We start from the raw sequence: 14,902 nt of genomic DNA on the forward strand, positions 1-14,902 counted from the left end.
TGAATAATGATCAATACAGTGTGGTCATTACCTACAATCATCTAAACCTTCCCAAGTCCATCATATTCTCAGGGACTGGAAGAAGCCTCACCTATTGGTACAATGCGGAAGGGGTGAAGGTTCGCCAAGTAAATGTAGAAGGGGCCACTACCACTACCTTGGATTATTTGGGGGAATTTGTGTTTGAAAAAATCAATACGGGAGCCAATACCCTGTCCTATATCATGCATGAAGAAGGACGCGCGGCCTATGAGAATTCAGCGTTCCAATACGAATTCTTCGTCAAAGATCACTTGGGCAATGTACGTCAGGTAGTCCGTGCACCACAGTCCACGCTGAGAATGGCTACCATGGAGCCGGAAAAGGCCGAGGAGGAAGAGGAGCTGTTTGACAATATCAAGGAATCTCGCCAAGGCGCAAGTGAGCATAACAAGACACCGGGTGGCTATGCGACAGCGTGGCTCAATGCGGATCGTGGAAGAATACTTGGTCCTTCCCGAAGTCAGGAAGTGCAGCAGGGAGACAGTGTGGAAATCGGAGTTTTTGGGAAATATATGGATCCACGAAAAACGCGCCTCCATCCGGTATCCTTTATAAGAACGGGGGCAAATACGAAGATGATCCAGCAGTTGACTGAATTTGGTCAAAATTTGCGGGCTACCGGTCCCAATGAACTGGCCATAGCAAATGTCATCGCTCTGGTGATTACAGAACTTCAGCAAAAACCCGCCCCCGAGGCCTATATGGGCTATGCCCTTTATGATTCGGATTCGGTACTTTACGAACAGGGCAAGGTAGTATTATCCAAAGAAGCCAGAAACAAGCACGAGGAACTGATTCAAAAGCTTGCGATAAAGAAAGATGGCTATATCGAGACCTACCTGGTCAATGAAACGGCTGAAAACGTCTGGTTTGACCAATTCCGGATCATGAGTACAGGTCCGCTGATCGTACAGGAAACCCACTATGACCCGTGGGGAGTCGATCTTTCAGGTCTTGGTTACCAATATGGAGGAATCAAGGTGAATCCTTACCTTTATAATGGTAAAGAGCTGACTAGTGGCCTTGGAGTGATTATGTATGATTACGGAGCAAGATTCTACATCCCGGCGATTGGGAGATGGTTTGTGCATGATCCTTTGTCGGAGTTGATGAGAAGTAATTCCCCATATAATTATACCTTCAATAACCCCCTAAGGTTTATTGATCCAGACGGGATGGCTCCTTATTCGGTTCAGGGTACTCCTGTAAATTCTGGAGAAAATGCATCACAGGATAATGGAGATTTTACTTATTCGGATGGATATGGGACTTATAGCGCTCGAAATAGTACAGGGTCTATGTCCTTTAGTGGATCTTATACCACAGATACCATAAAAACAGATTTGATAGTTTTCAGTAATGGTAGGTCAGGAGAAATTTATCATTCCTACATTGAAAGCTATTTTGAGAGGACAGGAAGAGTAGTAGGTGCAAAAACATTAGCTAATAATCGGTTTTTGGGAAGTAGCAGTATTGATTTCAGCAACTCAAATTTAGCCTTAGATATTGGTGGCGGAATTTATGGAGCGTTACAAGGATTGACTTCTTCTCAAGGTATGTGGCTTGGCCAGAACGGGAAATACTATAATAACTCCTGGGGTGGTAATCAATACACAGGAAGCCGTTCAGGAGCTTTAAAGGCAGCTAGTAATTTTAAGCTAGCTGGTAGAGCTACAATTTTTGGTTCGGCATTAATTGGAATTTATAATACAAGGGTTGGATATCAGAAAGATCGGGGCCAATTTGGATATAATTCGCAAATGGCAGCTGCTAGTAGTATGGGAAGTATTGTAGGAGGTATAGCTGGTGCAGAAGCTGGTGCTTTAATTGGAGCAAGCTTTGGTGCACTATTTGGTGGAGTTGGAGCAATTCCGGGAGCAGTTATCGGAGGCGTAATTGGAGGTTTTGGATTTGGGATAGGAGGAAGTTATGTTGGGGGCTATCTTGGTGGTAAAGCAGTGAATTATTATCATGGTCGATAAGATATGTTTATGAAAATTGAAATGTTGTTTAATATCATACATTACTGTATTTATGTGGCTGATTCTAAGCGGCACATATTTTTTAATAAACTGAATCCTTTTGTTCTTATAGGAAGAATTCCAGCCGTAAAGAAAAAGTTTGAAGAGCAGGGAACAACACATTTAGAAGTGACAAATAAAATTTGGGAGGATAAAAGATATGGGTTTTCTATAATGATTTCGGGGGCAGGACTTGTTATTGTATTATTTTTTATAATTATGGGTGTTTTTGATATATTAAATAGCATTTTTAAGCATCCAATTAAATCTTCTGAATCTCCCTTTCTGATATGTGCTATAGTTGCATATATAATTTGCCATTTTACAGTTTTTAAAGATGATAAATACCTCAATTATTTCAGACAATTTAGTAAATGGACAAAGAGACAAAAATGGAAATATGGATTATTCTCATTTGTTTTTGTGGTTGGGTCATTTGCCTTGTTTTTTTATAGTTTTAAATTTATAACTAAATTTTGATAATATGGGCCTTTCTGAGTATATAAGGAGCTAGTTAAAGTCTAGGACAACTTATAGTTGTAGAGTTTCTATATCCTGGCGATTGGGAGATGGTTTGTGCATGATCCGCTAGCGGAGAAGGCTAGAAGGCAAAGTCCGTATAACTACGCACTCAACAATCCGATGCGCTTTATCGATCCAGATGGCATGGAGGCGTATTCGGTGATGGGGGGGATTACGGTAGATGGGTATTTAGCTCCTGAAGACGTAAACATGCCAATATCCCCAAATGGAGGAGGAAAAGAAGTCCAACGTAAAAATGCAGAACGAGCCAAGCAACAACAAGAATCGAGAAATAGAGTAAATAATGAAATTAGGCAGAGGGCTGGATTAAGGGTAAATGAAAATATGGCTTCAAGTATGTCCTTTCCAGAAAGATCTCTACCAAATTTAATGGTTGCGGAAAGGGCTCAAAATGTAAGTGATTTAATAAATCCAAGCGGTGGAGCATTAAGAGGGCAGGATGCTTATGGAAGTGGGCACTTTGGAGCCTCTCGAGATGGAGGTGGCAGGAAGCATATGGGTATTGATATCTTAACGACTGTGGGTCAAAATTTGGTGTCTCCGGTTACAGGTAGTGCTGTGAATTATACTGGGGCTACCTCTGGAAAGCCTATGATCGATATCACACCTTCTAACTCGACCTTAGGTATTGATAAAGTAAGAATATTATATGTTAATATTCCTTCTGGTGTGAATGCTTGGAAAAAATATAATGTTACAGCTGGGCAAACAATAATTGGCACAGCTGCTAATTTAGGAGCATTGGGTTACCCTAAAGGCATAACTCCACACATTCATGTACAAATAATGGTAAAAGGGAATTGGGTTGATCCAACTCCATATTTCTTTGGACGATAATTTATAACGTAACTATGAAAATAAGTTTTAATTTAGTTTTAGTAGTATTTCTATTTAGCAATAGAACTTGCTCTCAAAGTATTAATGAAAATTTAATAGGTCATTGGTTGTACGTAGGAACAGAGGAAACAAAAAAAGGGGAGATTGAATGTCCTGATCTTTTGGTATTGAACAAAAATGGAAATTATTCTATACTAAATGATTGCTATGGAGGTGATATTGAAAATCCAATAGTTGAGCAAGGCCAATGGAAATTTGATCCTAAAGAAAATAAAATATTACTAACAAATAGGAAGTTTTTTGGGAATTATATCTTTCATGATTCTGTTCCAATACTACAATTGTATGTAAAGATGAGTACAGATAAACTATTAAATATTTGTTTTGATAGAGAGGAGTGTATTATTGAGAATTATGAGAATATTTTAGGCTAAAATAAAAAGTAAATGCAGCTTTTTACCCTCTCTGTTACCAAGGTATTAGTCATAATAATCCCAAATTAAGGGACCATTGCCAAAGTGATTGATTGCCTTAGTAATTTCAGAAGTCCAGCGAAAGCCGGCTCCGGAAGCCTATATGGGCTATGCGCTTTATGATGCAGACAGTAATCTATATGAACAAGGAAAGGTCATCTTATCCAAAAAAGCCCGAAACAAACACGAGGAACTGATTCAAAAGCTGGCGATCAAAAAGGATGGGTACATAGAAACCTATTTGGTCAATGAAACGGCTGAAAACGTCTGGTTTGACCAGTACCGGATCATGAGTACAGGTCCGCTGATCGTGCAGGAGACGCACTATGACCCTTGGGGTGTGGATCTATCAGGTCTTGGTTACCAATATGGAGGAATCAAAACAAATCCGTATTTATACAACGGCAAAGAGCTGACAAGCGGCTTGGGCGTGATTATGTACGATTATGGAGCTAGATTCTATATTCCTGCGATTGGGAGATGGTTTGTGCATGATCCGCTGGCGGAGAAAGCAAGGCGACATAGTCCATACAACTATGCATTGAATAACCCGATGCGCTTTATCGATCCAGACGGGATGGAGGCGTATTCGGTGATGGGGGGAGTTGTATTTGATGGGTATGTGGGTGATGATGGAAACGGGAATTACATTGGAGGACATAAGGGAGACGGTTCCAAGGAAAAGAAACCGAAAAACGAGGGTAGTAATTCAGATGCAACGGAATCACAAACCAATGAGGCGAAAAATGATAACTGTCCTGAATGTATCAATCTTAACCTTGATCAGTTTACTGTAACTGCCCCAAGGTGGTGGCCAGGAGTATTAGGTAGAGCAGCGGATTTGTGGTATGCCCAAAATATTACAAATAGTACTTATGGGAGGGATTATGGAACTGGATATACTCCACAGTCGCAGTGGTATTCTGATTTCCGTACTTTTGTAGGAGCAGGGTATGGAGTCATCAACAATATGTTGATGTTGCCTTTGAGCGGTGCTGGATATGCAGATGAGGTATTGGCAGCAGGTGGTTCTATTGGATCAAATGGAAGAGTATTTTGGTCTGGCGGAAACTTAGCAAGAGAAGCTGCAGAAAACTTTGCTTTGAGTACTGGAGGTAGGACATTAGAGATGACTTTACAGGGAAGGCTCCTGACAAGACTAACAAATTTAACTTCTTACAATGTCACAGCACCCTTGTGGAGGTGGGCATCTTCATCCTTTGCTAGGAATGCTCAGGGTTCTGTGAATGTATTTCAAAATGCTAATACAGGAGTACGTCTAAATAGTGTTTGGAGGACATCAGAATATCCGATATTGAGAGGGAATAATAACATCATCTACCATAATGTCTACTAGTTATGTTAACAATAGAAAAGTTAAATATTTATAAAAAATATTCTGGCGATATTGATTTGTGGGCTCGCTTGAGGAAGAAAAATGAGATTTCATTGATGAATGATAATGATTGGAAATTAATTGATGACTTGGTCCAGAGTCTTGAATTAATTAAAAAAAATGTAACATCAGAAAATTTCAAATTTCAAACTTTTGAAAGAATACAGGCTGTATGCGAAGATGAAGAGACTCAAAATGCTTTGAAATCCTTAGGTGGGAAACATAACTTCAATAGTTTTTGATAGAAAATATTTTAGTTAAAATTAAATAGTATATAACGGACTACCTCTCCGAAAAAAAATAGTCTTTGGTTAATGTTTTAAATCATGAATTATTATATTATTAGTATTTACCTTAGCCAAGATAAATATCCAGAAATAAGTTCAGTTTTTGGATTGGATTTTGAATGGGATAATCAGACAGGTAGATTTGAATTCAATTGTGATTTTAAAGAGAATTATTGGACCTGTTTAAATAGAATTCTTGACATAATCGAAATAAATTCTGATAAGTTGGAATCACTGGGAATCAAAAAAGAGAGTATTTCTATTTGGTTTATTTCTGAAATGTCTGAACAAACAAATTTTGAATTTCCTCCTAACTTATTAGAAAATCTTGGTAAATCAGGAGTCCATTTTTGTATTTCTTTATATTGACAAAAATATTTATAATTCACATAATCACAATCACATTAAAATTATTTTATAAAACTTAGTTGACCATGAAAATCAAAATTCTACTCTTTTTATTTCTGAGCCTGATTTTTATTCAATCTTGCGAAGTTAATGAACTTGACCAAAATCCAACAGAGGAATTGGTTGGTAAAGGTGATCCTGAAAATCTTACGATTTTGGGAAATAAAAGAACGAATCCTTTCACTATTGAAAACGCTAAATTAGCTATGCAGATTCTTGAAGCGAAATATCGGAAAGAAAATAGAAGGTTAGGATGTTCTAATTGTTCCACTAGCCTTAGTCCTACTCATAAATATGTTAAATTTAAGCCTCAGAATTACGATCAACTTATTGCTTTGGAACAGACTGGGTATGATTTGTGGGATTATCCGCTGGATCAAGACATTCAATTTATTGGGGACTATTATCATGATCCTGCAGTAGGCACAGATGGAATTACATATTTCTATACACTTATCCCTTTCCAATATTCAATAAATATTAATGTCCCTTATGACATTCTCTCCGATGTTTATTTGTACCACGAGGATGACGGAGATATCCAAGACGTAGACCCATGGACTCCCCGTCCAGGGTGCTATGACCCAAATAGTACTGATCCGAACTGTGCAATTGCAAGGGAAACTCTTGTAAGTAATACCTTAAACGCAACAAAAACCCTTGATGATTTAGGAATAAACCGCAAAGAACTGTATAACTTAATGATGGAAATTTCCGGAAATGAAGATGAAGTTATTACAGATACAAATGCACGAATAAATTCAACAAATGTTGTGGCCGGGACTATTAAAGTGCGAGATAATTCAATTAATGCGGATGTGCCTTTAGGTGGAGTTTTGGTTAAAAGCAGAAGGTGGTTCAAACTTCGTAGAATATTAACCAGGCCAAATGGTCAGTATTCGATTTGTGTAAACTATCGAAAAAAAGCAATAGTATCTGTCCAGTTTTCTAATGGATCTACAAAAATTCGTGGGATCAACAATGTATGGAAATTTTGGCAATTTGTCATTCCAGTTAATAAAACGTTGGGAGAATTCAATACCTCTGATTTAGCAAATGTTTCATACACATTTCAATACAATTCAAATCCCAATACTAATGCAGCTACTCAGTGGGTTGCCGCACATACTTGGAATACAATCCGAGATGCAGGTTTAAAAAATAGCCAACTTGGAATTAATTATACATCGGAAGCATTAAATGTTTGGATTTCCTCACGAATTACCCAAACTGCCTCTGCACCAATGCTTCGTACTTTATTTAATACATCTATTGTTTCCCTAGGTTTAGATTTTTATCTGGCCGGTGTTACAGGACCCATTGGTGTTGTTGCTAAACAAATAATGCAAAATCTTGTCCCAGATATCACTTTAAGATATGGATCAAGTAGTTCCCAAACTCAGTTTGCAGCTTCAATTATTGAAACTATTTATCATGAGATGGGTCATGCTACCCACTACACTCTGGTTGGGAATGGATACTGGACTGATTATATTTCCTATATTGTTTCAAACGGTGGATATGGATCTAAAAACACAACCGGAAGTGGGAGGATAGCTGTAGCAGAAGCTTGGGGTGCATATGTCGGGGGACTTTATGGGAGTATGTACTATGGAGGAGTATCAGGTGGGGCAGGCCAAGCGATTGCTGATAATTTCATTTTGAATCTTGAAAATCAAAAACCATCTGATACTTCAAAATCAAATTATTGGATCCCGCGTGGATTGTATTTCGATCTTACGGATACTGGGGAGCCTGGAATTACAGGTGTAGTTGATAATGCTAATCTTTATACACCAAATATGATCTTTGGAAGTCTAAATAGTGGGGTGTTATCTGTAGCTCAATTCAAAACAGATTTATTAGGCAGAAACAACAATTTGCAATCCTCACAAGTTAATCAACTAATACAGAGTTATGGATATTAAAATAACTAAATTTGATTTTTTTCGACATGTAAGGCTAATTGTATCCCTTGCTCTATTATCGTTCTCATGTGGTGAGGATGACACATTGTACCTATCGAAAGAGTTTAACTTTCCGGTTACAATTACACCTGCCAGGGAAAATTTTAAGATTGGAGATACGTTGAAAATTGAAGTTTTAATTCCAAAAATTATGGCAGATCGGGAAAATTCAGTCCAATACCTGTTTGAAAACTTTGATTTCGATCCATTTTTAAGTATTCGTGAGCTAGGGGATAAATCAAAATTTCTTACAAATCAACCAGGTGCGAATGATAAAGTGAAAATTTTGAATGGAGAAGGCGAAATTTTACCTTTTAGTGAAGCTGGAAACAAACTAATATTAAATTATACAGGATCAGAATATAAACTTTCAGGTAAATTGGTTTTACTAAATGAGGGAGTTTTTAATTTGTTATTTAGTACTGGAGAGATCAAAGGAAAGGCTGCAATTATAAATCCACCACCTGGATTTAAAAAAATAATTTCCGGTGTAGGCCCGTCGTATTTTTTGGTTAATTCAGGAATTGATATAAATCAATTTTTGATTAATGAATACACAAATACTAAATTAGGTTTACCAGATAGTATCGACTGGGCTAGACCATTTTTCTCTTTCCGAGTAGTACGATAGAATATAAACATTTTCATTAGTTCTTTCCCCAGTAGAGCTACGCCTTATATGATTCGGATTCCGTCTTATATGAGCAAGGTAAAGTCGTCCTAAGTAAGGACGACAGAAATAATCACGAGGAACTGATGCAAAAGCTGGCGATCAAGAAAGTTTGACACATAGAAACCTACTTGGTAAACCAAACATCTGAAAACGCCTGGTTTGACCAGTTCCGGATTATGAGTACAGGCCCGCTGATCGTGCAGGAGGCGCATTATGGCCCTTAGGGAGTGGATCTTTCAGGTCTAGGATATCAATATGGAGGAATAGAACAAATTCGTATCTAGACAATGGCAAAGAGCTGACAAGCGGCTTGGCGGTGATCATGTATGATTATCTGGAATTGCTGTATAGTATTAGGCCAAATAATGAGATGTATTATGAGAGAATTACTCTTATATCCTTAAAATCGAATGAGAAATTTCCTATTAATTTTGGCAGGTGCTTTGTTTTCATTTTCATGCCAACCACAAGAATCACCAGGTGAACCACCGATATGGAGTCATTTTATCAGACTTGAAACAGCAGATGGAGAAGATTATTTTTCAGTAAAAGGGAACTATAAAATTTCAGATTTGAAATTATGCACAAATCTAAGTGAACCATTCTGCACTCTAGTAACTTCCGATACGCTTTACTATACCGAAAAAGATGGTTTCAAAGTAATTGGTGTAGGGAGAAAAGGTGATAGGTATCTAGATTTTGGAAACGGTGATATTGATACTTTAAGCTATCAATGGAGTCCAAATGTAGACCCTAGCAGTAACTTTAATAACCTTGATTATTTTGATGTTTTTTATAATGGTAAGAAAGTGTTTCGTTATGATTTTAAAAATGATACTCCTTCTTGGCAGGACCTAATGGTAAGAAATGGGAATAGGTTTAAAGAAAATCTAATTATTATCCCAATTGTCAAAGAGGACTTTGAGGAGGGGGCTGATTAGATTTGTTGCGAAATGGCCAATTGATGTCAGTAGCATGACAAAATGGAAATAGTAGAAAGGGGATTATCCAATCGTACTCTTCGTACAGCTCGTACATATCGCACGGTACGAATTGTTCGAGGGCTGAAATTCGAAATCACTCAAATGGATTAGGAATGGCTAAATTGCAAGGTCACAAAAATTCGATTTCTGATCTCAGTAGCTAAAATTCTTTTGAAATCAGAATCTTTACATTAAAAGAAAAAAATCATTTAAATCTCGACTGACTTAATTGGCTCATAAATCGTGATTTTATTGATAATTTCAGGTTGTAGACTGAAATCAATTCAAATGAATTTGAAATTTTTGGCCCAAAATGAACCTGTCCCCCGATTTGTCCTCTAGATGTCATAAATTATTATTAACCAGTATTTTAAAATAGTCCTGTTCCCGCTACTTAGCAAGGACACTGAAAAGTGTCCTTTTTTATTTTGTGGCTTTTATACTAAGGCTAGTATAATGAGGAAGAGACAGGTTTAACTTTTGATCGATTTACTCGAGTTTATATTTTGCAAAAATACAATTACTCTCCTCCTCCTTTTCTCTCCTCCTCGGCGAAGTATTTCGCATAACGCTCCAGGTCCTCGTCCATGCAAAGGGGAAGATAGTTGAGCCGGAAGCGGCTGAGAAGCTCGGCTCTTTTTTGGTGAATTGCGGCACGTTTGAGAAGGAATTTTTCTCTCTGAGACTGCTTTAAAAAATCAATCTTCCGTCTCAAACTGCTTTTCCCGTTCCTCTTCAATTTGGTTTCTATTAAGAATGCTTGTCCTTTTATTGATTACCAGAGCAAAAATTTTGCTAGCTTCTCTGAGAAGGCAAATTAACCGCGGAAATCTTAAATAAAATACCCACAACTGGGTATTTTCTGAATTCTTTTCCTAAAATCTAGGGAATTTTGGGTTTTTTTCTCTTAGGGTTTCTTTGCTGAATCCAAAGAAAACTTACCTGCCCCTGCGATCAATATCCCCAGGAAAACTGCAAAATAAAGCAAGGGTAACTCCTTCTTTCCAAAAGGATCGTTCCAATGCGCATAAAAGGCCGCAACCAGCATGGTAATCATCAGGGGGATGGTTGCTATTCGGGTTTTAAAACCGACCATGATCAAGATCGAGCAGACTACCTCCGAGAAAATGGCCATGATAAGGCTAACCTCGGGCCCAATTCCAAAAGGGTTAGCGAATTTGACCGGACCTTCACCCAAAAGTCTTCCGATCTTTGGAATCCCGTGGGTAAGCATCATGCCGCCAGCCAAAAGTCTGACTAACAAAAGTCCCAAGTTATTGAGCGTCTTGTTTTGCATAAATAGGTTGGTTAGGTGTCTAAATTAATTCGAAGTAGCGGTGATCATCCTTTCTTTTCCATTAAGATCAGAATGAACGGTTACTCGGTCGTAACCTTGTTTTTCCAAAAGCTCCTTTATTCCCTTCGCGGCTTTTTCATAAATCTCAAAATAAAGACGCCCACCTTTTTTCAGCAGACTTTTTCCTTTTTCTCCAATCACCCGATAAAAAATCAAAGGATCTTCGTCAGGCACAAAAAGGGCCAAATGAGGCTCAAAATCCACCACATTCCGATGCATTTCGGATTGATCTTTTTGGGGGACATAGGGAGGATTGGAAACCAAAATGTCCAATTCTGAAATGGCGGGAAGTTCGTTGAGGATATCACATTTCAGGAAATTTACCCCTGAATGCAGTCTTTTTGCATTTCGCTTAGCCACTTCCAATGCTTTTTCCGAGACATCCAATCCAAATACCTCTGACTCCTTCATTTCCAAATTAAGTGTGATCGGAATACATCCTGTGCCGGTACCTATATCTAAAATCTTTTTTCCTATTCCAGGATTTTCCTTGATAATCAGGTGTACCAACTCCTCGGTTTCGTTTCTGGGGATTAAAGTATCCCGGGTCACTTCAAATTCCCGACCGTAAAAAGGGCCATGCCCAAGAATGTATTGAATCGGTTCGCCTGTTTTCAACCGCTCCAAATCTGTTTTTAAAGCGTTTGGTAGATCTTTTTCCTCCAAAAAATGCAGCATATCCACTCTTCTCAATCCCAAATGATGCTCTAAAAGCCATTCTACTAAAGTGGAAGCTTCATTCTCCGGATAAAGAGTAGTGAGCTCCTTAGCCATTTTTTGCGAAAGTTCTTGATATGAAATCGGCATGTCCAAAGGTAAACAGGCTTCTGCTTTTTTGTGAGAAATCTTCCAAAAAGCCATCCTCCAAGAATTACCCTTACCTTTGTGGGAGAACCGGTTTTCCATGAAGTTACATAACAACACCATCCGCGGAGTCCATACCGCATTGCAAGCCATTTTTGAAGAAGGTCAATACGCAGACAAAGTCATCGAGCGGACGCTCAAGTCCAACCCAAAGTGGGGAGCTAAAGACCGATCTTTTATCGCAGAGACGACCTATGAAATGGTGAGATGGTGGAGGCTGATCAATCACCTCAGCCCATCATCCAACTACTGGGATTTGTTTGGTACGTATTGGATCATGCAAGGTCATGCCTTGCCGGATTGGGAGGAGTTTGAGCGACTTCACCCGGAAAAAATCAAAGCCAAATACGAAGCCACCACCGATCCTGGGCTGTTGGAATCCATTCCAGAGTGGCTTCAAAAGCTGGGATCCAAGGAATTGGGCGAAAAATGGGAACCCGAAATCCACGCCCTCAATGAGGAAGCGGAAGTGGTCCTTCGTGTCAATACCCTAAAAACCACTCGGGAGAGGCTAAAAAATCGATTGGCTGAAGATGGAATCAATACCTACATCGTCAAGGGTTATCCTGATGCTTTGATTTTAGAAGAGCGGCAGAATGTGTTTCGCCATCCGGCATTTAAAGAAGGGCTTTTTGAAGTTCAGGACGCAAGCTCTCAGTTGGTTGCCGCTGCTTTGGCAGTGGAGCCCGGCATGCGGGTGATCGATGCCTGTGCGGGTGCAGGTGGAAAGTCCTTGCATTTGGCGGCCTTGATGGAAAATAAAGGAAAAGTGATCTCCATGGATGTAGAGGAGTGGAAGCTGCAACAGGCCAAGTTGCGGGCACGAAGAAATGGAGTGTCGATCTTTGAGCCCAAAGTGATCGAAGGCACCAAAACCATCAAGCGCCTGAAGGAGTCCGCGGACCGATTGCTACTCGATGTGCCTTGTTCGGGGTTGGGAGTACTTCGACGAAATCCCGATACGAAGTGGAAACTCTCTCCGGAGTCTATCGAAAAAGTACAGCAAACCCAGCAGGAAATTCTCCAGACCTATCCTTCCATGCTCAAAAAAGGAGGACAAATGGTCTATGCCACCTGTAGCATCCTACCTTCTGAAAACGAGCTTCAGGTCAAAAAATTCCTGGAAAGTGAAGCGGGAAAGGATTTTGAACTGATCGAAGACAAAAAAGTATTGGCGCAGGAAAGCGGCTTTGACGGCTTTTATATCGCGAGGCTTCGAAAGAAATAAGCAAAAAGACGAAATTCTCTATACAGGCTCTGATATTGAATTCCATCTTTCCGTGGGGAGAGATGGAATTTTTTATGCAAACCATTTAAAATCCAAACCAAATTTCAAATCAGATAAGATTATTCAGGATAAACCGCATTTATTTTGTTTTTTTCTGGGAGGACAAAAGTTTTTGTGTGTAACTTTGACGGGCAAATAGGGTTACCTACAACCAATATTTGCCATGAATCCAAACTCCTCGAAGTTTCTTTACGAAGCACTCACCTATGACGACGTGCTTCTTGTCCCAGGATATTCCGAAGTTCTCCCTAGAGAAACCAACACTTCCACCTGGCTTACCAAAAAAATCCGACTGAACATTCCTCTGGTTTCCGCTGCCATGGACACCGTGACTGAGGCCGAATTGGCTATTGCCATCGCGCTTGAGGGTGGTTTGGGCTTTATTCATAAAAATATGTCCATCGAGAAGCAAGCTGCCCAAGTGCGTAAGGTGAAGCGTTCTCAGGCTGGGATGATTCTCGACCCGATCACCTTGGATATCAATTCCAGAGTAAGGGACGCCGAAGCCATTATGCGTGAATTTCACATCGGAGGGATCCCTGTGGTGGACGAAAACAAAATCCTTAAGGGCATCATCACCAACCGTGACCTTAGATTTATCAAAGATCCCAATAGATTGATCCGTGAGATCATGACCAGTGAAAATCTGATCTCGGCCAAATCAGGGATTTCGCTGGAACAGGCAGAGGAAATCCTGCAGGAGTACAAAATCGAAAAGCTTCCCATCGTTGATGAGGATTATAAACTAACAGGGCTGATCACTTACAAAGACATTCTTAAGAGAAAGGACAAGCCCTATGCGTGTAAGGATGAGTTTGGCCGATTGAGAGTGGGTGCTGCTGTTGGTGTGACTGCAGATATCGTGGAGCGAGTGGAGGCTTTGAAAAATGCTGGAGTGGACGTAGTCTCCATCGACACCGCTCATGGTCATTCCAAAGGGGTGATCGATACCTGTAAAAAAATCAAAGCGGCATTTCCTGATTTGGAAGTGATCGTAGGAAATATTGCCACTCCGGAAGCTGCCATTGCATTGGCCGATGCCGGTGCTGACGCAGTAAAAGTAGGAGTAGGTCCGGGTTCCATCTGTACCACCCGAGTGATTGCAGGTGTGGGTGTTCCACAGCTTTCAGCAGTTTTTGAATGCGCGGAAGCCCTGAAGGATCGAGGTGTTCCGGTCATTGCCGACGGAGGTATCCGATATTCCGGAGACTTGGTCAAAGCGATTGCAGCCGGAGGTAGCTCGATTATGATCGGTTCTTTGTTGGCCGGTACGGAAGAAGCTCCTGGAGAGATGATCATTTACGAAGGAAGAAAATTCAAAACATATCGTGGAATGGGTTCTCTGGAAGCCATGGAATCCGGTTCTAAAGACCGTTACTTCCAAGATGCCGAGGACAATATCAAAAAGTTGGTGCCTGAAGGAATCGTAGGACGTGTGCCGTACAAGGGAATGGTTTCTGAAGTCTTGTACCAATTGGTGGGAGGGTTACAAGCAGGTATGGGTTATTGCGGTACCAAGACTATCGAGGACCTTCAGAAAAATGGAAAGTTTGTGAAAATTACAACTGCCGGAGTGAAAGAATCTCACCCTCATGATGTAAGCGTCACCCGAGAAGCTCCAAATTACAGCTTGAAATCCTAATCATTCGAAACCGACTAATAGAAGTCGGTTTTTTTATGCCAGTCTGTTTTCAAATACAATTACTCTCCAGAAATCCAAGCTTCAATCCCTAACTTTGGATTTCCAACCTAACCTTTGATTC

General features: G+C 39.8%; 15 protein-coding genes. 12 read left to right on the plus strand and 3 right to left on the minus strand.

The features are described 5' to 3' along the window. The 10 genes from DDT91_RS20500 to DDT91_RS15060 form a co-directional block, all read left to right on the plus strand. Positions 1 to 2,024, plus strand: a 2,024-nt coding sequence (locus DDT91_RS20500) for an RHS repeat-associated core domain-containing protein (RefSeq protein ID WP_222718661.1), incomplete at its 5' end; no start/stop codon positions are given. Positions 2,025 to 2,033: 9 nt separating this feature from the next. Further along, a complete protein-coding gene (locus tag DDT91_RS15020) occupies positions 2,034 to 2,543 on the plus strand; it encodes a hypothetical protein (protein ID WP_187177015.1) in 510 nt (169 codons plus the stop codon). 162 nt (positions 2,544 to 2,705) lie between these two features. After that, complete coding sequence (locus tag DDT91_RS15025; protein WP_187177016.1) at positions 2,706 to 3,443, plus strand: hypothetical protein; 738 nt, start codon at positions 2,706 to 2,708, stop codon at positions 3,441 to 3,443. Positions 3,444 to 3,457: 14 nt separating this feature from the next. Then, positions 3,458 to 3,877, plus strand: coding sequence for a hypothetical protein (locus tag DDT91_RS15030; protein ID WP_111394807.1), 420 nt, complete (start codon positions 3,458 to 3,460; stop codon positions 3,875 to 3,877). A gap of 88 nt (positions 3,878 to 3,965) precedes the next feature. Beyond that, a complete protein-coding gene (locus DDT91_RS15035; protein WP_222718662.1) occupies positions 3,966 to 5,273 on the plus strand; it encodes an RHS repeat-associated core domain-containing protein in 1,308 nt (435 codons plus the stop codon). Positions 5,274 to 5,275: 2 nt separating this feature from the next. Beyond that, a complete protein-coding gene (locus tag DDT91_RS15040; protein ID WP_187177017.1) occupies positions 5,276 to 5,554 on the plus strand; it encodes a hypothetical protein in 279 nt (92 codons plus the stop codon). 84 nt (positions 5,555 to 5,638) lie between these two features. Next, positions 5,639 to 5,968, plus strand: coding sequence for a hypothetical protein (locus DDT91_RS15045; RefSeq protein WP_187177018.1), 330 nt, complete (start codon positions 5,639 to 5,641; stop codon positions 5,966 to 5,968). A 65-nt stretch (positions 5,969 to 6,033) separates the two neighbouring features. After that, entirely contained in the window at positions 6,034 to 7,935 is a 1,902-nt protein-coding gene (locus DDT91_RS15050; RefSeq protein WP_187177019.1) for a hypothetical protein, read from the plus strand. Next, positions 7,925 to 8,605, plus strand: coding sequence for a hypothetical protein (locus tag DDT91_RS15055; RefSeq protein WP_187177020.1), 681 nt, complete (start codon positions 7,925 to 7,927; stop codon positions 8,603 to 8,605). Before DDT91_RS15050 ends, DDT91_RS15055 begins: the two co-directional genes overlap by 11 nt. Before the next feature lie 452 nt (positions 8,606 to 9,057). Continuing rightward, positions 9,058 to 9,588 carry a hypothetical protein gene (locus DDT91_RS15060; RefSeq protein WP_187177021.1) on the plus strand — a complete coding sequence of 177 codons (531 nt, stop codon included), beginning with the start codon at positions 9,058 to 9,060 and terminating at the stop codon, positions 9,586 to 9,588. A gap of 562 nt (positions 9,589 to 10,150) precedes the next feature. On the opposite strand, the gene DDT91_RS15065 is transcribed toward DDT91_RS15060, so the two are convergent. The 3 genes from DDT91_RS15065 to prmC all read right to left on the minus strand — a co-directional run bounded on the left by DDT91_RS15065 (position 10,151) and on the right by prmC (position 11,848). Then, entirely contained in the window at positions 10,151 to 10,345 is a 195-nt protein-coding gene (locus DDT91_RS15065) for a hypothetical protein (RefSeq protein WP_187177022.1), read from the minus strand. Positions 10,346 to 10,537: 192 nt separating this feature from the next. Then, positions 10,538 to 10,927 carry a DoxX family protein gene (locus DDT91_RS15070; RefSeq protein WP_187177023.1) on the minus strand — a complete coding sequence of 130 codons (390 nt, stop codon included), beginning with the start codon at positions 10,925 to 10,927 and terminating at the stop codon, positions 10,538 to 10,540. Positions 10,928 to 10,951: 24 nt separating this feature from the next. Further along, a complete protein-coding gene (gene prmC / locus DDT91_RS15075; protein WP_370539325.1) occupies positions 10,952 to 11,848 on the minus strand; it encodes a peptide chain release factor N(5)-glutamine methyltransferase in 897 nt (298 codons plus the stop codon). A gap of 43 nt (positions 11,849 to 11,891) precedes the next feature. On the opposite strand from prmC, the gene DDT91_RS15080 reads away from it, so the two are divergent. Continuing rightward, positions 11,892 to 13,079: an RsmB/NOP family class I SAM-dependent RNA methyltransferase gene (locus DDT91_RS15080; protein ID WP_187177024.1), complete on the plus strand. Its 1,188-nt coding sequence runs from the start codon at positions 11,892 to 11,894 to the stop codon at positions 13,077 to 13,079. A gap of 223 nt (positions 13,080 to 13,302) precedes the next feature. Next, positions 13,303 to 14,781: an IMP dehydrogenase gene (gene guaB, locus DDT91_RS15085; RefSeq protein ID WP_187177025.1), complete on the plus strand. Its 1,479-nt coding sequence runs from the start codon at positions 13,303 to 13,305 to the stop codon at positions 14,779 to 14,781. Positions 14,782 to 14,902: the final 121 nt, after the last annotated feature.

This window comes from Algoriphagus sp. AK58 (assembly GCF_014324365.1).
In the GTDB taxonomy this organism is placed as follows: domain Bacteria; phylum Bacteroidota; class Bacteroidia; order Cytophagales; family Cyclobacteriaceae; genus Algoriphagus.

What these genes read in the sequence shown, in the direction of transcription:
- prmC (WP_370539325.1), bottom strand. Translation starts at nt 11,848, where the DNA reads ATGGCTTTTTGGAAGATTTCTCACAAAAAAGCAGAAGCCTGTTTACCT.
- DDT91_RS15060 (WP_187177021.1), top strand. Translation starts at nt 9,058, where the DNA reads ATGAGAAATTTCCTATTAATTTTGGCAGGTGCTTTGTTTTCATTTTCA.
- DDT91_RS15080 (WP_187177024.1), top strand. Translation starts at nt 11,892, where the DNA reads ATGAAGTTACATAACAACACCATCCGCGGAGTCCATACCGCATTGCAA.
- DDT91_RS15045 (WP_187177018.1), top strand. Translation starts at nt 5,639, where the DNA reads ATGAATTATTATATTATTAGTATTTACCTTAGCCAAGATAAATATCCA.
- DDT91_RS15070 (WP_187177023.1), bottom strand. Translation starts at nt 10,927, where the DNA reads ATGCAAAACAAGACGCTCAATAACTTGGGACTTTTGTTAGTCAGACTT.
- guaB (WP_187177025.1), top strand. Translation starts at nt 13,303, where the DNA reads ATGAATCCAAACTCCTCGAAGTTTCTTTACGAAGCACTCACCTATGAC.
- DDT91_RS15040 (WP_187177017.1), top strand. Translation starts at nt 5,276, where the DNA reads ATGTTAACAATAGAAAAGTTAAATATTTATAAAAAATATTCTGGCGAT.
- DDT91_RS15050 (WP_187177019.1), top strand. Translation starts at nt 6,034, where the DNA reads ATGAAAATCAAAATTCTACTCTTTTTATTTCTGAGCCTGATTTTTATT.
- DDT91_RS15030 (WP_111394807.1), top strand. Translation starts at nt 3,458, where the DNA reads ATGAAAATAAGTTTTAATTTAGTTTTAGTAGTATTTCTATTTAGCAAT.
- DDT91_RS15020 (WP_187177015.1), top strand. Translation starts at nt 2,034, where the DNA reads ATGAAAATTGAAATGTTGTTTAATATCATACATTACTGTATTTATGTG.
- DDT91_RS15025 (WP_187177016.1), top strand. Translation starts at nt 2,706, where the DNA reads ATGCGCTTTATCGATCCAGATGGCATGGAGGCGTATTCGGTGATGGGG.
- DDT91_RS15055 (WP_187177020.1), top strand. Translation starts at nt 7,925, where the DNA reads ATGGATATTAAAATAACTAAATTTGATTTTTTTCGACATGTAAGGCTA.